Origin of the sequence: Asanoa ferruginea (assembly GCF_003387075.1) — a bacterium.
Classification (GTDB): Bacteria; Actinomycetota; Actinomycetes; order Mycobacteriales; family Micromonosporaceae; genus Asanoa; species Asanoa ferruginea.
The window spans coordinates 7,149,307-7,167,692 of record NZ_QUMQ01000001.1 but is presented as its reverse complement, the minus strand read 5'-3'; the positions used below and the strand labels follow the sequence as shown (position 1 = coordinate 7,167,692).

Annotated in this window: 18 protein-coding genes and 1 pseudogene; 14 read left to right on the top strand and 5 right to left on the bottom strand. The window is 70.6% G+C overall.

From position 1 onward, the window contains the following. Positions 1-67 precede the first annotated feature (67 nt). Positions 68-631 carry a TetR family transcriptional regulator gene (locus DFJ67_RS33530; protein ID WP_116072424.1) on the bottom strand — a complete coding sequence of 188 codons (564 nt, stop codon included), beginning with the start codon at positions 629-631 and terminating at the stop codon, positions 68-70. 107 nt (positions 632-738) lie between these two features. On the opposite strand from DFJ67_RS33530, the gene DFJ67_RS33525 reads away from it, so the two are divergent. Genes DFJ67_RS33525 through DFJ67_RS33515 form a run of 3 tightly spaced genes read left to right on the top strand, consistent with a single transcriptional unit; the run spans position 739 to position 3,159 of the window. Further along, positions 739-1,314 (top strand): TetR/AcrR family transcriptional regulator, encoded by a 576-nt coding sequence (locus tag DFJ67_RS33525; RefSeq protein WP_170216092.1) that lies wholly within the window; start codon positions 739-741, stop codon positions 1,312-1,314. A gap of 60 nt (positions 1,315-1,374) precedes the next feature. After that, the gene (locus DFJ67_RS33520) at positions 1,375-2,313 is read left to right on the top strand and encodes an NADP-dependent oxidoreductase (protein ID WP_116072420.1); all 939 of its coding nucleotides are present in this window, start codon (positions 1,375-1,377) and stop codon (positions 2,311-2,313) included. Positions 2,314-2,325: 12 nt separating this feature from the next. Beyond that, on the top strand, positions 2,326-3,159 hold the full coding sequence (locus tag DFJ67_RS33515; protein ID WP_116072418.1) for an enoyl-CoA hydratase/isomerase family protein: 834 nt from the start codon (positions 2,326-2,328) through the stop codon (positions 3,157-3,159). A 262-nt stretch (positions 3,160-3,421) separates the two neighbouring features. Here the strand turns inward: DFJ67_RS33515 and DFJ67_RS33510 are convergent, their stop codons facing one another. Genes DFJ67_RS33510 through DFJ67_RS33500 form a run of 3 tightly spaced genes read right to left on the bottom strand, consistent with a single transcriptional unit; the run spans position 3,422 to position 6,640 of the window. Beyond that, entirely contained in the window at positions 3,422-4,504 is a 1,083-nt protein-coding gene (locus DFJ67_RS33510) for an alcohol dehydrogenase catalytic domain-containing protein (RefSeq protein ID WP_116072416.1), read from the bottom strand. Beyond that, the gene (locus tag DFJ67_RS33505) at positions 4,501-5,952 is read right to left on the bottom strand and encodes an aldehyde dehydrogenase family protein (protein WP_116072414.1); all 1,452 of its coding nucleotides are present in this window, start codon (positions 5,950-5,952) and stop codon (positions 4,501-4,503) included. Before DFJ67_RS33505 ends, DFJ67_RS33510 begins: the two co-directional genes overlap by 4 nt. A 4-nt stretch (positions 5,953-5,956) precedes the next feature. Further along, on the bottom strand, positions 5,957-6,640 hold the full coding sequence (locus tag DFJ67_RS33500; protein ID WP_116076951.1) for a TetR/AcrR family transcriptional regulator: 684 nt from the start codon (positions 6,638-6,640) through the stop codon (positions 5,957-5,959). An 87-nt stretch (positions 6,641-6,727) separates the two neighbouring features. Between DFJ67_RS33500 and DFJ67_RS33495 the strand changes: the two genes are divergently transcribed. From DFJ67_RS33495 to DFJ67_RS33475, 5 genes and pseudogenes are all read left to right on the top strand, one after another. After that, complete coding sequence (locus DFJ67_RS33495; protein ID WP_116072412.1) at positions 6,728-7,876, top strand: acyl-CoA dehydrogenase family protein; 1,149 nt, start codon at positions 6,728-6,730, stop codon at positions 7,874-7,876. Positions 7,877-7,900: 24 nt separating this feature from the next. Beyond that, positions 7,901-9,085: a thiolase family protein gene (locus tag DFJ67_RS33490; protein ID WP_116072410.1), complete on the top strand. Its 1,185-nt coding sequence runs from the start codon at positions 7,901-7,903 to the stop codon at positions 9,083-9,085. 32 nt (positions 9,086-9,117) lie between these two features. Then, positions 9,118-9,879: a 3-oxoacyl-ACP reductase FabG gene (gene fabG / locus DFJ67_RS33485; RefSeq protein ID WP_116072408.1), complete on the top strand. Its 762-nt coding sequence runs from the start codon at positions 9,118-9,120 to the stop codon at positions 9,877-9,879. A 32-nt stretch (positions 9,880-9,911) separates the two neighbouring features. Beyond that, a pseudogene (locus DFJ67_RS44605) lies at positions 9,912-11,085 on the top strand (acyl-CoA dehydrogenase family protein). Then, entirely contained in the window at positions 11,082-11,537 is a 456-nt protein-coding gene (locus tag DFJ67_RS33475; RefSeq protein WP_116072406.1) for a MaoC family dehydratase, read from the top strand. Before DFJ67_RS44605 ends, DFJ67_RS33475 begins: the two are co-directional and overlap by 4 nt. Before the next feature lie 178 nt (positions 11,538-11,715). On the opposite strand, the gene DFJ67_RS33470 is transcribed toward DFJ67_RS33475, so the two are convergent. Continuing rightward, the gene (locus tag DFJ67_RS33470) at positions 11,716-12,111 is read right to left on the bottom strand and encodes a hypothetical protein (RefSeq protein ID WP_116072404.1); all 396 of its coding nucleotides are present in this window, start codon (positions 12,109-12,111) and stop codon (positions 11,716-11,718) included. Positions 12,112-12,288: 177 nt separating this feature from the next. Between DFJ67_RS33470 and sthA the strand changes: the two genes are divergently transcribed. The 6 genes from sthA (at position 12,289) to DFJ67_RS33440 (ending at position 18,361) form a co-directional block, all read left to right on the top strand. Further along, positions 12,289-13,689, top strand: coding sequence for a Si-specific NAD(P)(+) transhydrogenase (gene sthA, locus DFJ67_RS33465; protein WP_116072402.1), 1,401 nt, complete (start codon positions 12,289-12,291; stop codon positions 13,687-13,689). Positions 13,690-15,502: 1,813 nt separating this feature from the next. Further along, positions 15,503-16,102 (top strand): sulfite oxidase-like oxidoreductase, encoded by a 600-nt coding sequence (locus DFJ67_RS33460; protein ID WP_116072400.1) that lies wholly within the window; start codon positions 15,503-15,505, stop codon positions 16,100-16,102. Continuing rightward, complete coding sequence (locus DFJ67_RS33455; RefSeq protein ID WP_116072398.1) at positions 16,072-16,839, top strand: ferredoxin reductase; 768 nt, start codon at positions 16,072-16,074, stop codon at positions 16,837-16,839. The genes DFJ67_RS33460 and DFJ67_RS33455 overlap by 31 nt, the downstream gene beginning before the upstream one ends. A gap of 11 nt (positions 16,840-16,850) precedes the next feature. Further along, positions 16,851-17,132 (top strand): DUF6510 family protein, encoded by a 282-nt coding sequence (locus DFJ67_RS33450; protein ID WP_116072396.1) that lies wholly within the window; start codon positions 16,851-16,853, stop codon positions 17,130-17,132. 25 nt (positions 17,133-17,157) lie between these two features. Further along, complete coding sequence (locus DFJ67_RS33445) at positions 17,158-17,490, top strand: type II toxin-antitoxin system PemK/MazF family toxin (RefSeq protein ID WP_239097084.1); 333 nt, start codon at positions 17,158-17,160, stop codon at positions 17,488-17,490. An 85-nt stretch (positions 17,491-17,575) separates the two neighbouring features. Further along, a complete protein-coding gene (locus DFJ67_RS33440; protein ID WP_116072394.1) occupies positions 17,576-18,361 on the top strand; it encodes an alpha/beta fold hydrolase in 786 nt (261 codons plus the stop codon). The last annotated feature ends 25 nt before the right edge of the window (positions 18,362-18,386 follow it).

The window sequence follows — 18,386 nt, the reverse complement described above, 5'->3', positions numbered from 1 at the left end:
TGCCAGCCTGGGGCCGGCACCGCGTGACTCCGTTAGATTATGCCCATCATCTAAAAGCCGCAAACGCTCAGCTCTGTGTGGGGAGTGCTTTGAGGGCCGCCGCGAGGATTCGTTCCGAAAGGTCGGATCCGGCGGTGGCGCGGGCCAGGGTCAGGGCGCCGACCAGGGTCGAGAGGGTGGCGAGGTCCTCGTCGCTGTCGGTCGCGAGCCAGCGGGCGAACATCTCGACACCCTCGGCGTACGCCGGTCGGGCTGAAGCCTCGAGATCCTCGCCGGCGATGTTGGAGGCCAGGCCGGTGGTCGGGCAGCCCGCCCCGACATCGTCCCGGTGCTCCGTCGACAGGTAATAGTCGATCAGGTCACCCTGGGCGGCCCGGTGGTCGCCGGGGTGCCGGGCGTCGAAGTCGGCGAGCAGTGCGGCGAGATCGGCGAACGCCTGGACGGTGGCCTCGGTGAGCAGCGCCTCCTTGGAGGCGAACTGCTTGTAGAACCCGCCGTGGGTGAGGCCGACCTCGGCCATCAGATCGGCGACGCTGACCGCCTGGACGTTGCGCTCGCGGAACAGGCGCGCCGCCGCGTCGACGACCCGCCTGCGGTTCTCCAGCGCCTGCGCCTGTGATACCCGTCCCATGCCTCCCATTATAGATGAGATCTCTCATCTATTGCAGCCTGCGCCGGGGCGGGGTAGCGTACCGATCGTTCCCAAAAGCGATTGTCCGGCGAAGGGGGGTTGGTGCGATGGCTCGGCAGAAGGAGTTCGACCCGGATGTCGCCCTTGATCGCGCGATGACCCTGTTCTGGGAGCAGGGCTACGCGAAGACGTCGATGCAGGAGCTGGTCGCCCGGATGGGCATCCACAAGCGCAGCATGTACGACACCTTCGGCGACAAGCGGGCCCTCTACCTGAAGGCGCTGGACCGCTACGCCGAGACGGTCGAGCAGGTCAACGTCGCGGCGGCCGAGCGCCAGACCGACGGCCGGGCCGCGCTGCGTGGCCTGTTCGAGTCGGCGTTGCCCGGTGGCGGGCAGCAGCCCCTCGGCTGCCTCTCGGTCAACACCGCGACGGAGCTGGCCCTGCGTGACCCGGACGCCGCGGCCCGGGTGGAGAAGAGCTTCGCGCGGCAACAGCAGCTCGTGCTCGACCTCATCCGGCGCGGCCAGGAGACCGGGCAGATCGCTGCCCACCATGATCCGCGCGGCCTCGCGCTGACCCTGTTCAACGCCTGGGTCGGCCTGCGGGTCCGGGTGCGCACCGGCGCCCCGCGCGCGCAGCTCCGCCAGATGGTCGACGACATGATGACCATGCTCGACTGATTTTTTTTTTGCTTCGATTCCGCACCGATCGTTCCCAAATCTCACCTGGAGTCAATCGAGATGAAGGCCATCACCCAGCACGTGTACGGGCCGCCGGACGTCCTCGAGCTCAGCGACGTACCGCGCCCCGAGCCGCTGCCCACCGAAGTGCTCGTCCGGGTGTACGCGGCCGGGGTGAACCCGATCGACTGGAAGACCCGCGGCGGCCAGGGCCTGCCGGGCATCGGCGAGCCACCGTTCGTGCTGGGCTGGGACGTCTCCGGCGTGGTCGAGGAGGTCGGCTTCGGCGTGCACACGCTGCGCCCCGGCGACGAGGTCTACGGCATGCCGTGGTTCCCGCGCCAGGCCGGCGGCTACGCGGAGTACGTCGTCGCGCCCGCACGCCAGTTCGCCCTCAAGCCCGCCCGGCTCGACCACGCGCACGCCGCGGCCGTGCCGCTCGCGGGCCTCACCGCCTGGCAGGCACTCGTCGACGCCGCGCGCGTCGTACCCGGCCAGCGGGTGCTCGTACACGCCGGCGCCGGCGGCGTCGGCCACCTGGCGGTCCAGGTCGCGAAGCTGTTGGGCACGCACGTCATCGCTACGGCGCGCGGTCCGCACCACGACTTTTTGCGCGACCTGGGCGCCGACGAGGTCATCGACTACACCCAGCGACCGTTCGAAGAGGTCGTCGGCGAGATCGACATCGTTCTCGACCTGGTTGGCGGCGACACCAGCCTGCGGTCGCTGGACACGCTCCGGCCGGACGGCCTGATCGTCCCGGTCCCGGGAGCGTCGCCCGAACTGCTCGCGGAGGCCGGTCGCCGGTCGCTGACGGTCACCCCGTTCCTGGTCGAACCCGACGGCGCGACGTTGGCCAGGCTCGCCCGCCTGATCGACGGCGGCGACCTACGCGTCGAGGTCCGCAAGATCTTCCCGCTCGCCCAGGCGGCCGCCGCGCACGCCGACGGCGAGCAGGGACGCAACAAAGGAAAGCTCGTGCTGAGCGTCGCTCACTGACGAAGGAAGACCATGACCCAATTCACCAAGACCGAGATCAGCGACTCCTACTGGCGGATCACCTTCGCCAACGGCGACATCAACCTGATGGACGTCGACAGCATCGAGGAACTCGCCGACCTGGTCACCGAGATCGAACAGGCACCCGACCTCAAGGTCGTGGTGTTCGACAGCGCCAACCCCGACTTCTTCATCGCGCACTGGGACATCCGCAGCGACAACGACCGCGTGCTGGCGATGCCCCCGGGCCGCACGGGGCTGCACCCCTTCCTCGACAACCTCGTGCGGCTGAGCCGGGTGCCCGCCGTCACGATCTCCGCCATCCGCGGCCGCACGCGCGGCGCGGGAAGCGAGTTCGCCCTGGCGACGGACATCCGCTTCGCGGGCGACAAGGCGATCCTCGGCCAGTTCGAGGTGGGCATCGGCGCGGTACCCGGCGGGGGCGCCATGGCCCGTCTGGCGTATCTGGTCGGCCGCGCCCGCGCGATCGAGATCGTCCTCGGCGGGGACGACTACTCCGCCCAGGATGCCGAGCGCATCGGGTACGTGAACCGCACAGTCCCCGACGCCGAGTTGGATGCCTTCGTGGACGCGTTTGCCCGGCGGGTTGCCGGGTTCGAGAAGTATGCCGTCGCCGGTGCGAAGCAGTTCATCGACGACGCTACGTTGCCCGACGATGCGGGGTTCGGGAAGGGGTTGGAGGCGTTCTTCCAGACGGCTTTCCGCCCTGAGTCGGCGGCTCGGGTCGCTGCTCTCTTCGAGCGGGGATTCCAGCAGCGGGACGGGGTCGAACGGGATCTCGGGCAGCGGGTCGCCGAGTATCGGGCGGTCGCCGAGCAGCGGTAGTGCGCGTCGGCTTGCCCCACGCTCCGGCTGGCCGCGGTCGTCGTCTCCTCTTGACGTCGCGCTGACAGTCGGCCGAACGTGAGAGACCCCTGAGCAGACCGGAAGGTCCGCCGGGGGTCTCTCGCGAGTCGTTATGGCAGGCTGGCCGACCGTCGCCCACCACTGGGCGCGTGGGGCAAGGCCGTGCCCGCCCTCAGGCGCGCGGCCCGCCATGGCCGGGGCCTGCCACAAGGTCACGCCCATTCGGCGTGGTCCGGGTGGGTCAGTCGAACAGCACGACGGAGCGGGCGCCCTCGCCCCTGGCCATGCGGGTGAAGGCGTCCGGGGCGGCCTCCAGCGAGATGCGGTCGGTGATCAAGGGGGACAGGTCGAGCGATCCGTCGTGGACGGCCGCGGCCAGCACGGGCAGATCGCGGTCGGGGTCGGAGGATCCGTAGACCGACGACCGCAACGTGCGCGCCGAGTGGAAGATGTCGAGCGCGCCGAGGCTGACCAGGTCGTCGCGGGCGCCCATGCCGACCACGGTGACCTGACCGCCGCGCCGGGTGGCGCGCCAGGCCGCGCCGATCGTGGCGGAGCGGCCGACGCACTCGATCGCGTGATCGGCGCCGCGGCCGCCGGTCAGGCCGCGCACCGCCTTGGGCACGGTGTCGTCGGAGGGCAGGAAGTGGCTGGCGCCGGCCTTGAGCGCCAGGTCGCGTTTGGCCTCGCTCAGGTCGACCCCGATCACCGGGTCGGCGCCCGCGGCCCGCGCGGCGATCAGCGTGGCCAGGCCGACGCCACCGAGGCCGATCACGACGACCGACTGGCCAGCCTGGACGGCGGCCGTGCGGTTGACGGCGCCGGTCGCGGTCAGGACCGCGCAGCCGAGCAGCGCGGCGACATCGGGTGGCAGGTCGGCCGGGACCCGAATGACCGCGTGACTCGGCACGACGACCTCCTCGGCCAGCGCACCGAGGCCCAGCGTCACGTGCGCCGCCTCGCCGGACGCCAGCCGCCCGCGCGGCGCCGACGGGCGGCCGCCCTCCGCGCACAGCCACGGCTCGCCGTGCGTGCAGTGCCAGCATTCGCGGCACGGTGGTGCCCAGTTGAGCACGACGTGGTCGCCGACGTCGACGCGGTGGCCGGCGCCCTCCGGGCCCACTTCGATCACCACGCCGGCGGCCTCGTGGCCGAGGACCAGCGGGTAGGACGGTGCCAGCGTGCCGTTGACCATCGACAGGTCGGAGTGGCAGACGCCGGCGGCCCGGATGCGCACCCGGACCTCGCCCGGCCCGACCGGCGGCAACACCACGTCGGCGACGTGCGGCTCTTCACGCGTACCCGAAACGATTAATGCTTTCATCGTTGGATCGCTTTGGTCTCGAGGAATTCGGACAGGCCGTGCTGGCCCAGCTCGCGGCCCACGCCGGACTGCTTGTAGCCGCCGAACGGCGCCCGCGGGTTGAACGCGCCGCCGTTGATGTCGACGGCGCCGGTGCGCAGGCGGCGGGCGACCGACAGGGCGCGCTCCTCGTCGCCGGACCAGACCCCGCCGGCCAGGCCGTAGCGGGAGTTGTTGGCGATCGCGACCGCCTGGTCGTCGTCGGAGAACGGGATGATCGACAGGACCGGGCCGAAGATCTCCTCCTGGGCGATCGTGTCGTCGGGGTCGACGTCGGCGAACACGGTCGGCGCGATGAAGAAGCCGCGGGCCGGCACCGTCGCGTCGGGCCCGCCGGAGACCAGCCGGGCGCCGTCGGCGAGGCCCTTGTCGATGTAGGTGCGGACCCGGTCGCGCTGCCGCTCCGACACCAGCGGGCCGAGCCGGGTGCCCGGGTCGAACGGGTCGCCGGTCACGTAGCCGGACGACGCCGTGGCGGCCAGGTCGACCGCCTCTTCGTAGACCGATCGGTGCACGAGCATGCGGGTCCACGCGGTGCAGGTCTGGCCGGCGTTGAGGAACGCGTTGCCGACGCCCACCTTGACGGCCTTGGCCAGGTCGGCGTCCTGGAGGATCACGTTGGCCGACTTGCCGCCCAGCTCCAGCGTCACGCGGGCGATGCGGTCGGCGGCCAGCCGGCTGATCGCCGCGCCGGTCGCCGCCGACCCGGTGAACGAGACGACGTCGACGTCGGGGTGTGCGGCCAGCGCCGAGCCGGCGACCGGGCCGGAGCCGGTGACCAGGTTGACCACGCCGTGCGGCAGGCCCGCCTCGTCGATCGCGTCGAACAGCAGGTAGGCCGTCAGCGGGGTCAGCTCGGCCGGCTTGAGCACCACCGTGCAGCCGGCGGCGAGCGCCGCACCGACCTTGGCGACCACCTGGTGCAGCGGGTAGTTCCACGGCGTGATCGCGCCGACCACGCCCGCCGGCTCGCGGAAGACCAGTGAGTTGCCGATCGTCTCCGGCTCGATCTCTTCACGCGCCAGCGCCACGTAGTCGCGCAGCACCGTCAGCGGCAGGCCGGTCTGCACGCGTTGGGCCACTTTGAACGGGGTGCCGACCTCGATCGCGATGGTCGCGGCGATCTGCCCGGCCCGCGCGGTGAGCGCCGCGAGCAGCCGGTCGAGGTGATCGGCGCGGGCCGCGGGGGACAGGTCGGCCCACGGACCGAACGCCGCCCGCGCCGCCGCCACCGCGCGGTCGATGTCGCCGCTGCCGGCGGCGGGCACGTGCGCGACGACCTCCTCGGTCGCCGGATCCTGCACCGGCATGGGCAGGGCGTCGAGCGGGGTCACCCACTCGCCGTCGATGTAGAGACGGTCGCGGTCGGCCACCTTGGCGGTGGCCCGGCCGGCGTCGGCCTGGTCCATGCGTTTACCTCCCGGTGGGGGCGGAGCGGGCAGTGCCGTGGAATCGGTGTGGCGCGTCACCGACCACCTCTTCATACGTGATGCGGAGGCCCTTGATGACCGCTTCGAGGCCAAGCTCGAACGCGCCTTCGTCGACTTCACGCTGATGGGCGGCGAGCCGGTGGGCCTGGCCGAGGTGGGGGTAGTCGGACGAGACGTAGATCGCCGGGTCGGACGCGAAGCCGCGGGCGAACGAGCCGAGCGCCGAGCCGGCCACCAGGTAGCGCATCAGGGCGCCGATGTGCGTCGCCCGTGCCGGTGGCCAACCGGCCCGGACCAGGCCGCCGTAGACCGCGTCGGCCATCGCGAGGGCGCGCGGTCGCCGGCCCGGACCGCGAGCGAGGTAGGGAACGATGTGCGGGTGCGCGGCCAGGGCGGCCCGGTAGGACCGGCCCCAGATGAGCAGCGCCTCGGGCCACTCGTGGGTGGCGAAGCAACTGATGTCGACGTCGGCCGTGATCGCGTCGGCGACGGCGTCGAGGATCGCGTCCTTGTTGGGGAAATGGTTGTAGAGCGACGGGCCGCGGACCCCGAGCTGCGCGGCCAGCCGCCGGGTGGACACCGCCTCGAGCCCTTCGGCGTCGATCAGCTCGGCCGCCGTGTCGACGATGCGCTGCCGGGTGAGCAGCGCCTGGCGCGGTCGGGGCATCGGCGGCACTCCTCTCCGGTCTCCGGTTGACGCACAACTCTTCGTGTCGGGGTGGACAGCTAAAACTACCACCGTTAGTTTATCTGCGTGGACCTCATCTTGTCACCGGAGCACGAAGCGAGTCGTTCGCTCGCCGCCGACTTCGTCGCGCGCGAGGTCACGCCACACGCCGCCGAGTGGGACAGGCGCGAGGCGGTCGACCGTTCGATCATCAAGCGCCTCGGTGACCTGGGCTTCCTCGGCCTGACCATCCCGGAAGAGGTCGGTGGTTCCGGTGGCGACCACCTCACCTACTGCATGGTGCTCGAGGAACTCGGCCGCGGCGACTCCGCGGTGCGCGGCATCGTCTCGGTCTCGCTGGGCCTGGTCGCCAAGACGATCGCAGCACACGGGTCCGACAGTCAGCGCACGACGTGGCTGCCCCGACTGTGTTCCGGCGCTTCGCTCGGCTGCTTCGCGCTGACCGAGCCGGGCACCGGCTCCGACGCCGCCAACCTGACCACGAAGGCCGTCCGCGACGGCGTCGACTGGCTGATCAGCGGCTCCAAGATGTTCATCACCAACGGCACCTGGGCCGATGTCGCGCTGGTCTTCGCCCGCACCGGCGGGCCCGGTCCACGCGGCGTCACGGCGTTTCTGGTCGAGACCGACACGCCGGGCCTGACCCGCCGCGAGGTGCGCGGCAAGCTCGGCCTCCGGGGCCAGGCAACGGCAGAGCTGACCTTTGATGGCGTACGCGTCAGCGACGCGGCGCGGCTCGGCCCCGAGGGCCACGGTTTCAAGATCGCCATGTCCACTCTCGACAAGGGACGGATGTCGCTGGCCGCCGGCTGCGTCGGGCTCATGCAGGCCTGCCTCGACGCGGCGGTGCGCTATGCCGGCGAGCGCACCCAGTTCGGCAAGCCCATCGCGGCACACCAGCTCGTGCAGCGACACCTCGCCCAGATCGCCGTCGACACCGCGGCCGCCCGGCTGCTCGTCTGGCGGGTCGCCGACCTGATCGATCGCGGTCAGCCGTTCGGCACCGAGGCGTCGATGGCCAAGCTGTTCGCCAGCGAGGCCGCGGTCCGTGCGGCCGAGAGCGCGGTCCAGGTGTTCGGCGGCTATGGCTACATCGACGAATACCCGGTCGGCAAATACCTGCGCGACGCCCGGGTCACCACGCTCTACGAGGGCACCAGCGAGATCCAGCAACTCCTCATCGGGCGGGCGCTCACCGGCGTCGCCGCCTTCTGAGCCAGGAAAGGTCAGGCACACACCATGCGACCGGTCTACTTCGCCGCGGCACGGCGTACCCCCATCGGACGCCTGCGCGGCGCGCTGTCGGCGGTCCGCGCGGATGATCTCGCCGCGCGGGCGCTGTCGGGTGTCCTCGCCGATCTGCCGGCGCTCGATCCGGCGCAGGTCGACGACGTCTACTGGGGCGCCGCCAACCAGGCGGGGGAGGACAACCGCAACGTCGCCCGGATGGCGGTGCTGCTCGCGGGCCTGCCCGAGACGGTGCCGGGCGCGACGCTCAACCGGCTGTGCGCGTCCGGGATGGAGGCGGTGACCAGCGCGGCGCGGGCGATCGCCGCGGGCGACGCCGACATCGTCGTGGCCGGCGGTTCCGAGTCGATGAGCCGGGCGCCGTTCGTGCTGCCGCGGCCCGACGAGGGGCTGCCGCGCGGCATGGAGATCGTCGACACCCGGCTCGGCTGGCGGCTGGTCAACCCCCGTATGCGTGACCTGCACGGCGTGCTGAGCATGGGCGAGACCGCCGAGGAGGTGGCCCGCCGCTACGACATCTCGCGGGAGCGCCAGGACGCGTTCGCTCTGCGCAGCCACCAGGCCGCCGCGGCGGCGACCGCGGCCGGCGACTTCGCGGCCGAGTTGCTGCCGGTCACCCGCCCCGACGGCGCGACGGTCGAGGTCGACGAGGGGATCCGCGCCGACACGACGCTGGAGAAGCTGGGCGCGCTCAAGCCCGTGTTCCGGAAGGACGGCACGGTCACGGCCGGCAACTCGTCGCCGCTCAACGACGGCGCGGCCGCCCTGGTGCTGGTCAGCGAAGAGGTGTTGGGCGAGCTGGGGCTCGAGCCGCTGGGTCGCTGGGTCGGCGGCGCGAGCGCTGGTGTGCACCCCGACGTGATGGGCATCGGTCCCGTGCCGGCCACCCGCCGCGTCCTCGACCGGCGCGGCTGGAAGCTCGACGACATCGAGACCGCCGAGCTCAACGAGGCGTTCGCCGCGCAGGCGCTCGCCGTCGTCGACGAGCTCGGCCTCGACGAGCAGCGGGTCAACCCGTCCGGCGGCGCGATCGCGATCGGTCACCCGCTGGGCTGCTCCGGCGCCCGCATCATCACCACACTGCTGCACCGGATGCGCCGCACCGGCGCCCGGCGCGGTCTGGCCACCATGTGCGTCGGCGTCGGGCAGGGCACCGCGGTGCTGGTCGAGCGCTGAGCCAATCACCACCTGAGCAGGGAGATTTCCAGATGAGTGCAAGGTTCGCCGATCGGGTCGCGATCGTGACCGGCGCGGCGCAGGGCATCGGTGCCGCCACCGCACGCCGGCTGGCCAGCGAGGGGGCCCGGGTCGCGGTGGTCGACCTCGACGCAGATCGCAGCGGTGCCGCCGCTGACGAGATCAAGGCCGCCGGCGGGATCGCGACCGGCTACGGGTGCGACGTGACCGACGCCGAGGCGGTCGCCGCGATGGTCGACGCCGTCGTGGCCGACCACGGCCGGCTCGACATCCTGATCAACAACGCCGGCATCACCCGCGACAACATGCTGTTCAAGATGCCCGCCGCCGAGTGGGACGCGGTGATCACCACCAACCTGACCAGCATGTTCCTCTGCTGCCAGGCCGCGCAGAAGCCGATGGTGACGGCCCGCTACGGCAAGATCGTCAACCTGAGCAGCCGGTCCGCGCTCGGCAACCGGGGCCAGGTCAACTACGCGGCCGCCAAGGCCGGCGTGCAGGGGCTGACCGCGACACTGGCGATCGAGCTCGGCCCGTTCAACATCAACGTCAACGCCGTCGCGCCCGGCTACATCGCCACCGCGATGACCGCCGCGACCGCGACCCGGGTCGGCGCCGCTCCCGAAGACCACCAGCGGATGGCGGCCGACGCCACCCCGCTGCGCCGCGTCGGGCAGCCCGACGAGGTCGCTTCCGTCATCGCGTTCCTGGCCAGCGACGACGCGTCCTACGTCAGCGGCCAGACGCTCTATGTCAACGGCGGCGCGCGCTAACCGCGTCGGCTCCGGGTCTGGGGAGGACCATCGTGGACTTTTCGCTTGGCGACGAGGAGAAGGCGATCCGGGAGACCGCCCGGACCTTCATCCGCAAAGAGGTCATGCCGCTCGAGCAGGAGGTGCTGCGCCGCGAGCGGGCCCATGAGCCCGGGCTGCGCCTCGACGAGCTGCGCGAGCTCCAAGGCAAGGCACGCGCGTTCGGCTTCTGGGGTCTCGCGACCCCGGAGGCCTACGGTGGCATGGATCTGCCGGCCGTCATGCAGTCGCTGATCTGGACGGAGATCGGCCGTTCCTGGGTGCCGTTCCGGTTCGGCGGCGAGGCCGACAACATCCTGTTCTTCGCCAACGAGGAGCAGAAGGCCGAGTTCCTGCTGCCGGACCATCGAGGGCGAGCGCATCTCCTGCTTCGCCATCACCGAGCCCGGGGCCGGCTCCGACGCGGCCAACATCCGGATGACCGCCCGCCGCGACGGCGACGACTGGATCCTCGACGGCGAGAAGACCTTCATCACCAACGGCAACGACGCCGACTTCGCCATCGTCGTGGCGGTCTCCGACAGCGGCCAAGACGTCCGCAACGGTGGCAGCACCGCGTTCCTCGTCGACCGGTCCATGGGCTGGCGCTCCGAGTTCATCCCGACGATGGGCGAGGGCGGCCCGGCCTCGCTGGTGTTCGACTCGGTCCGCGTCCCGGCCCGCAACGTGCTCGGCGAGGTCGGCCAGGGCTTCGCGCTCGGCATGCAGTGGATCGGCAAGGGCCGCTACATCATCCCGTCACACGCGGTCGGCACGGCCGAGCGCGCCCTGCGGATGGCCATCGAGCACGCCAACACCCGCGAGACTTTCGGCCGTCCGCTGTCGTCCAACCAGGCGATCCAGTGGATGATCGCCGACTCGGAGACCGAGCTCGAGGCCGCGCGCTGGCTGATCCTGCGTGCGGCGTGGACGGTCGACCAGGGCCTCGACGCCCGCCACGCGTCGTCGATGTCCAAGCTCTACGGCGCCCGCATGGTCAACGACGTCGTCGACCGCGTGCTCCAGATCCACGGCGGCATGGGCTACACCCGCGAGCTGCCGATCGAACGCTGGTACAGGCAGGTCCGCCTGCTGCGCATCTTCGAGGGCACCGACGAGATGCAGCGCCTGATCATTTCCCGCGACCTGCTCCGCGGTTACACCGAGATCGGAGGACACCTGGCATGAAGCGCGAGTTCGCGTCTGTGGAGGAGCTCACGGCGGCCGTCGGCGAAACGCTTGGCCCCGGCGAGTGGCAACCGATCGACCAGGCAAGGGTCAACCTCTTCGCCGACGCCACCGACGACCACCAGTGGATCCACGTCGACCCCGAACGCGCCGCGGCGGGCCCGTTCGGCGGCCCGGTGGCCCACGGCTTCCTGACCCTGTCCCTGTTGCCGTCGCTGGTAGGTGCTCTCTACACGGTCAAGGGCACCCGCATGGGCGTCAACTACGGCCTCAACAAGGTCCGCTTCCCGGCCCCGGTGCGCGTCGGCACCTCCATCCGCGTCCGCGCCGAGATCGCGAGCGTCGACCCGGTCGCCGGCGGCGTCCAGCTCGTAGCCCGCGTCACCGTCGAATCCGACGGCGGCGAGAAGCCGGTCTGCGTAGCCGAAACCGTGAGCCGCCTCTACGTCTGACCGTCGACCGGGCCGGGCGGCACGCAGAGAAGCCAGCCCGGCCCGCTCACGGGTGCGAGGCGGGGACTCCTTGCGGCGCCGTGGTGCTGGCAGAGCTCGTGGCTGGAGCTGCGACGCGATCGCTGTCCGCCTCAGGTGCGGCGTGTCCGCATGCCTTGGCCATCGTCACGTGCGTGGTTCATCGCGAGGCTGCGACGTGGTCCAGTTCGCCTGTTCGCAAGTCGGGTCGGCCCCAGAAGTCGCCGACGTGGGTGGCGAAGACGGCGACCAGGCCGCACGGGTCGGCGTAAACCACGTAGAAGCCGATTCTGTGGTGGAGTTCTCTGACCACGTCGGGTGGCCGCAGCCGCAGCCGTTCGGTGCCGTCGGGGTTGAGGACCGCCGCGTTGTCGAGGCGGGAGTCCTGCCTCACGTTGGCTTCGACCACGATGATGCTGGGTGGATCAGGCCATGCGATGACCGAGGACGGTGCCGTCGGATACCGCTTCGTGATCGTGTCTCGGCCGTATGTCCAGGTGACCGCGCTGTCGCCTTTGTCCCACCGGAGTTCGATGGGCTGCGCGGCCGTGGTCATGCGGCCAGTGTCCGGCATCGGACAGAACCCCGCGATAGAGGGCGGGCTGGGGGAGGGCCGGGCACCGACCGCCGCATGCCGATCGATGTGGGTGGCGGCGGTGGCTGTCAGCCGCCCGTTGTCCACAGGCGAAAACGGAGATCCCAAAACTTAACGTGAGACTGTCAGACTGACCGCATGTACGACTTTGACGTGCTCGTGCTGGGGTCGGGGCCTGGCGGACAGAAGGCGGCGATCGCGGCGGCGAAACTGGGCCGGCGGGTCGGGATAGTCGAGCGCGACAACATGATCGGCGGGGTGTGCATCAACACCGGCACGATTCCGTCGAAAACGTTGCGCGAGGCAGTGCTCTATCTGACGGGTCTCAACCAACGGGAGATGTACGGGCAGAGCTACCGGCTCAAAGAAGACATCACCGTCGCGGATCTCGCGGCCCGGACGCAGCACGTCATCGGCCGTGAGGTCGACGTGATCCGCAACCAGCTCACCCGCAACCGGGTGTCGCTGCTGAGCGGGTTCGGCAAGTTCGCCGACCCCAACACCCTGAGCGTGACCGACTCACGTGGCCGCGAGTCGCACGCCAGCGCGGCCAAGGTCGTCATCGCCTCCGGCACCCGCCCGGCGCGGCCGTCGTCGGTCGACTTCGACGAGCGCACGATCATCGACTCCGACGGCATCATCAACCTGGAGCGGGTGCCGCGGTCCATGGTGGTCGTCGGCGCCGGCGTGATCGGCATCGAATACGCGTCGATGTTCGCCGCCCTCGGCACCAAGGTCACCGTCGTCGAACGCCGCGACCGCATGCTCGAGTTCTGCGACCTCGAAGTGATCGAGGCGCTGAAATACCACCTCCGCGACCTGGCGGTCACCTTTCGCTTCGGCGAGTCAGTCGCGTCCGTCGAGCGCTACGCCGAGGGCGCCGTCGCGGTCCTGGAGAGCGGCAAGAAGATCGCCGCCGACACCGTGATGTATTCCGCAGGCCGCCAAGGCACCGCCCCCGACCTGGCCCTGCAGGCCGCAGGACTGTCCTCCGACGCCCGCGGCCGACTAGCGGTCGACGAACACTTCCGCACCGAGGTGCCACACATCTACGCGGTCGGCGACGTGATCGGCTTCCCGGCCCTGGCCTCCACGTCGATGGAGCAGGGCCGCCTGGCCGCACACCACGCCTGCGACGAACCGGTCCGAGCAATGCCGGCACTTCAACCCATCGGCATCTACACGATCCCCGAAATCAGCTTCATCGGCCGCACCGAAGACGACCTCACCGAGGCCCGGGTCCCCTTCGAAGTAGGCATCGCCCGCTACCGCGAGCTAGCGCGCGGCCAGATCATCGGCGACTCCTACGGCATGCTCAAACTCCTGGTCGGCTCGGAAGACGGCCGCCTGCTGGGCGTCCACATCTTCGGCACGGGCGCCACCGAACTCGTCCACATCGGCCAGGCCGTCATGGGCTGCAACGGCACAGTCGACTACCTGGTAGACGCGGTCTTCAACTACCCAACCCTGGCCGAGGCCTACAAGGTCGCCGCCCTCGACGCAATGAACAAGATGCGCCACCTGTCCCGCCTCCAGTGACACCCACGCCGACCTTGCCCGCAAGCCCGGCGTGGGCGTTGACGTTGCGGGCTTGCGCGGCGTGAGCGTTGACCTTGCCGGCTTGCGCGGCGCGGGCGTTGACCTTGCCCTAGCCCGGCCGGACGCCGACCTTCCCGGCAAGTCCGGCCTGGCCGTCGACCTTTCCCGAAAGCTCCGCACTCACGTTGATCGTTGTCTGCTAGCTCCGCAGGCGAGCAACGATCTTCGCTGCGCCGCTGCGCCGCTGCGCCGCTGGGCCAGCGGCGGCGCTGGGCGTGCGGGGCGGCCTAGGTCGAAGCCGCGGTAGGCCGCGCCAACCGGCTGGAATGCCGGTTCGCCACCTGACCAGACATTGACGCGAAGTCGGACCCGCTAGCGGTGATCGGCAGGACCGGGCCGTTGCCCGATCTGGGGAGCCGTATCTGTTAAGTCGATCTTCCGTCTGACAGATCCCCCGCCTCAGATGGGGTGCAGGTCTTCACCAGCGTGAGCCAAGCCAAGCCAAGCCGGAGTCGTGGCGGCGGCACGGCTCAACCCCCATCCGGGGCGGCGGACGTGGTGAATCGGAGATCGAATTCCCACATGTAGCGCCCCAGATCGCCCATGTTGGGCGGTCGCTGACGGCCGCGCGAGCGACCGTGGGGCCTTCGCGCGCGTCGTGGCCCTAACGCGCAGGTGGTGGCGGGGTGGGGTTTACCACGTGGCGATGCCGGGGCGGCGGATCCTGTTGATTCGGAGATCGACTTACTAAATGTGGCGCCCCAGATCGTCGTGTCAGGGCGCGCGCCGCGGGCGTGCGCTGCTTCACGAGCCGCCGGGGTCGGTGGCGATCTGAGGACGGACCGATCACCATCGTCCTAGGACGCTCTAGGGGTAGTGCGGCCCAGCACCCGCGAGTTGGCCCCGATGAAGAGTGCCGAGAACCATCGGGCAGAGTTCCGCCGGGCCGCCAGGTTGGGTGCGCCGGCCCTACCTGGCGGACCGCAGGAAGCAGCACCTGGCTGGCTGCGGACGACGGGCAGCAGGCCGGGAGGCGGCCACCAACCTAGGCGGCCGTATCGACAGGCAGCAGGCCGAGAGCTCGGCCGGCAACCGAGGTGGCCGCATCGGCAGGCCCAAGGCCAGGCGGGCGTTAGCCGCGGGTGGATGCGCAGGTCCGAGCCGGCCGGCCGCCGAGGTGGCCGCATCGGCAGGCCCAAGGCCAGGCGGGCGTTAGCCGCGGGTGGATGCGCAGGTCCGAGCCGGCCGGCCGTCGAGGCGGCCGCATCGGCAGGTCCAAGGCCAGGCGGGCGTCAGCCGCGGGTGGATGGGCAGGTCCGAGCCGGCCGGCCGCCGAGGCGGCCGCATCGGCAGGTGCAAGGCCAGCCGGGCGGTCAGCCGCGTGGGATGGGCCGCTCGAGCTGGCAGGCCGCTCGAGCTGGCAGGCCGCTCGAGCTGGCAGGCCGCCGAGGTGGCGGGCCGTCCGAGGTCGCCATCGGGAGGTCCAAGGCCGGCCGGGCGGTCAGCCGCGTCGGATGGGCAAGTCCGAGCCAGCCGGGCAACCGAGGCGGCCCGCACCAGCAGGTCCAAGGCCGCCCGGCCGTCAACGTCTGGACATCGGCAGATCCGAGGCTGAGTGCGCCATCAGAGCGGACGATGCGAGGGCACCACGCCCACCCGACCCCCGAAGATCCGAGGGCGACCCCCCACCAAGGCCCGGCCGGAACCGGCCCCATCCTGGATGCAACACGGCAAACCGCGACCGACGTGAATTACCGGACCGGCTGGGCGCAGTTTGTGTCCTTGCGATCTCCGGGCTGGTAAGACTTTGGGGATGGGCATCGTCTCACCGGGATTCTTCGGCCGCCGGCGGTCGGGTGACGTCAAGTTGCCGCCGGGGCAGTATCTGACGCACGACTTTCCTGTGCTTTCCGCAGGGCCGACGCCCAGGATTGATCTTGAGGGTTGGCAGTTTTATGTTTCCACCGAGAATGGGCAGCGGAAGCAGTGGAGTTGGAAAGAGCTGACCTCGCTGCCGTCCGAAGACATCACCACTGACATCCACTGCGTGACCAAGTGGTCGAAGCTTGGCACCCAGTGGAAGGGCGTCGCCGTCGAGACGTTGCTCGCCGATGTCGAGACCGCCGCTGACTACGTGATGGCGCACTCCTACGGCGGCTACACCACCAACGTCCCGCTGGAGGATCTGCTCAACGGGCAGGCCTGGATCGCCTACCAATACGACGGCGAGCCGCTTCAGCCGCAGCATGGCGGGCCTGCCCGGCTGCTCGTCCCACATTTGTACTTCTGGAAGTCCGCCAAGTGGGTGCACGGCCTCGAGCTGATGCTCGCCGACGAGCCGGGCTTCTGGGAGACCGCCGGCTACCACGATTACGGGGACCCATGGCGCGAGCAGCGGTACCAAGGCGACTGAGCGCCAACCGGCTGGAGTGGCATGTCGCCACCCTGACCGGCCGCCGGCGCGAGACCGACTCCGCGAGCACCTTGATCCTCGAGGTGCCCGACTGGCCCGGCCACCTGCCGGGGCAGCACGTCGACGTCAAGCTGACCGCCGAAGACGGCTACTCGACCGAGCGTTCCTACTCGATCGCCAACGCCGCCGACGGCAACCGGGTCGAGCTGACCGTGCAGCGGGTGCATGACGGGGAAGTGTCCCCATATCTGCTCGAGGGCATGAACATCGGCGACCCGATCGAGATCCGCGGGCCGATCGGGGGCTGGTTCGTGTGGCGTGACATGGAGACCGACCCGGTCGTGCTGATCGGCGGCGGCTCCGGTCTCGTGCCGCTGATGGCCATGATCCGGGCCCGGGCCGCGGCGGGCAGCCGGGTGCCGTTCCGGCTGATCTACTCGGTGCGCACGCCGGCCGACGCGATCTACGCCGACGAGCTTCGCACCAGGGTCAGGGACGACAAGGGCCTTGACATCGCGTACGCGTACACCCGTGAAGCTCCGCCCGAATGGCCTGGTCAGGTGGGTCGGCTCGGGCTCGCCACCGTCGCGACGCACTCCTGGCCGCCCGATCTGATGCCGGCGTGCTTCGTCTGCGGCCCGACCGGGTTCGTGGAGACCGTGGCCAACATCCTGGTCGCGCAGGGGCACGAACCTCGCAAGGTCAAAACCGAGCGCTTCGGGCCTAGCGGGCCGTAAAGGAGACAGCGATGACCGATCAGTTCACCGACGGTAACGCCCTCGCCGGGCCGTTCATGGAGATTTTCGCGGTCGACCTGTCCATGGCGCAGGGCACCTGCGCGCACTGTGGCATGCACGGGATGGTCGCGCAGATGCACGTGTACGACCACGCGCCCGGCCTCGTCGCCCGCTGCCCGAATTGCGAGCAGGTGAACATGCGGCTGGTCCGCGGGCCGGATCGGGCCTGGCTTGACATGCGTGGCGTGGTCGCGCTCGAAATACCGCTGGCGGCACCCACCGAACGGGCGTGACGACCCGTACGATCGGCGGTGATTGGTGGGTGAGCACGCGTTGAAACAGGGCGAGGTGTGGACGATCGGGCAGCGGGCCGATCTGCGCTACCGCGTGGTGGTCCTCTCCTCCGAAGCCCACAACGACCGCCCCGGCGCCTCGCCGTTCTGCGCGCCCGTCGTCCGCCAGCGCGGCAATCCCGACGATCTGCCGCCGTTCGCCATCGCGCTCGCCGAGACCGACCCGATCTCCGGTGTGGTCGTGCTCAACCGGATGCGCCGCCTGCCGCCCTCGATCGGCGCCGAGCGGCTCGGGCTGCTCACCGGCGCCAGCATGGCCCGCATCTCGGCCAGCCTCCGCGAGCTCTTCGACCTCTGAACACCCGCTAAATCGGTCGCGCCGACAAGCCGGCTACGGTCTACTGACCGCGAATTCTTGTCGCTCGATCGAGGAGTGTTGACGCTTGTCCGACACAGCCGGGCTTGCCGCCGTCGTCGAAGGTTCCGGACCACCCGTCGTGCTGGTGCACAGCGGGGTCGCCGACCACCGGAGCTGGGACCGGGTCGCGGCCGTGCTGGTGGCGACGCACACCGTCATCCGCTACGACCTGCGCGGGTTCGGCGCCACGCCGCCGCCGACCGAGGGCTTCCGGCACCGCGACGACCTGGCCGCGCTGCTCGACGGGCTGGGCATCGAGCGGGCCGCGATCGTCGGCAACTCCTTCGGTGGCTACGTGAGCCTCGAGTTCGCCACCCGCTGGCCGGAGCGGGTCACCCACCTCGGCCTGCTCGCCTCGTCGCTCGACGGCCGCGACTGGGGTCCGGAGATCCGGGCCTACGGCGCCGCCGAGGGCAAGCTGCTCGACGCCGATGACATCGACGGCGCGCTGGCGCTCAACCTCGACATGTGGGCCCGCGGCCCCGTCCGGGAATGGTCGCCCGAGCTGCGGGCGCTGGCCGACGAACTGGCGCCGGCGATGCGGATCTCGCTGGCCAACCAGCAGCAGACCGAGTCGTTCGAGCTGCCCGACGACACCGAGCCGCCATCGACGCGGCTCGACGTGATCACCGCTCCGACGCTGGTCGCGGTCGGTGAGAGCGACGTTCCCGACTTCGTGGTGATCGCCCGCCTGCTGGCTGACACGATCGCCGGAGCGCGGTTGCTCGAGCTGCCCGGCGCGGGCCACGTCCTGCCTGTCGAGCGACCGAAAGAGATCACTGCGGCGGTTCTCGAACTGTTGGCGCGCTGAGCGCGGGCCCGGCCCGCTCGGCGTG

Excerpts from the sequence above, each read along its gene's own strand:
- DFJ67_RS33530 (WP_116072424.1), bottom strand. The coding sequence starts at position 631 with ATGGGACGGGTATCACAGGCGCAGGCGCTGGAGAACCGCAGGCGGGTC.
- DFJ67_RS33525 (WP_170216092.1), top strand. The coding sequence starts at position 739 with ATGGCTCGGCAGAAGGAGTTCGACCCGGATGTCGCCCTTGATCGCGCG.
- DFJ67_RS33520 (WP_116072420.1), top strand. The coding sequence starts at position 1,375 with ATGAAGGCCATCACCCAGCACGTGTACGGGCCGCCGGACGTCCTCGAG.
- DFJ67_RS33515 (WP_116072418.1), top strand. The coding sequence starts at position 2,326 with ATGACCCAATTCACCAAGACCGAGATCAGCGACTCCTACTGGCGGATC.
- DFJ67_RS33510 (WP_116072416.1), bottom strand. The coding sequence starts at position 4,504 with ATGAAAGCATTAATCGTTTCGGGTACGCGTGAAGAGCCGCACGTCGCC.
- DFJ67_RS33505 (WP_116072414.1), bottom strand. The coding sequence starts at position 5,952 with ATGGACCAGGCCGACGCCGGCCGGGCCACCGCCAAGGTGGCCGACCGC.
- DFJ67_RS33500 (WP_116076951.1), bottom strand. The coding sequence starts at position 6,640 with ATGCCCCGACCGCGCCAGGCGCTGCTCACCCGGCAGCGCATCGTCGAC.
- DFJ67_RS33490 (WP_116072410.1), top strand. The coding sequence starts at position 7,901 with ATGCGACCGGTCTACTTCGCCGCGGCACGGCGTACCCCCATCGGACGC.
- fabG (WP_116072408.1), top strand. The coding sequence starts at position 9,118 with ATGAGTGCAAGGTTCGCCGATCGGGTCGCGATCGTGACCGGCGCGGCG.
- DFJ67_RS33475 (WP_116072406.1), top strand. The coding sequence starts at position 11,082 with ATGAAGCGCGAGTTCGCGTCTGTGGAGGAGCTCACGGCGGCCGTCGGC.
- DFJ67_RS33470 (WP_116072404.1), bottom strand. The coding sequence starts at position 12,111 with ATGACCACGGCCGCGCAGCCCATCGAACTCCGGTGGGACAAAGGCGAC.
- sthA (WP_116072402.1), top strand. The coding sequence starts at position 12,289 with ATGTACGACTTTGACGTGCTCGTGCTGGGGTCGGGGCCTGGCGGACAG.
- DFJ67_RS33460 (WP_116072400.1), top strand. The coding sequence starts at position 15,503 with ATGGGCATCGTCTCACCGGGATTCTTCGGCCGCCGGCGGTCGGGTGAC.
- DFJ67_RS33455 (WP_116072398.1), top strand. The coding sequence starts at position 16,072 with ATGGCGCGAGCAGCGGTACCAAGGCGACTGAGCGCCAACCGGCTGGAG.
- DFJ67_RS33450 (WP_116072396.1), top strand. The coding sequence starts at position 16,851 with ATGACCGATCAGTTCACCGACGGTAACGCCCTCGCCGGGCCGTTCATG.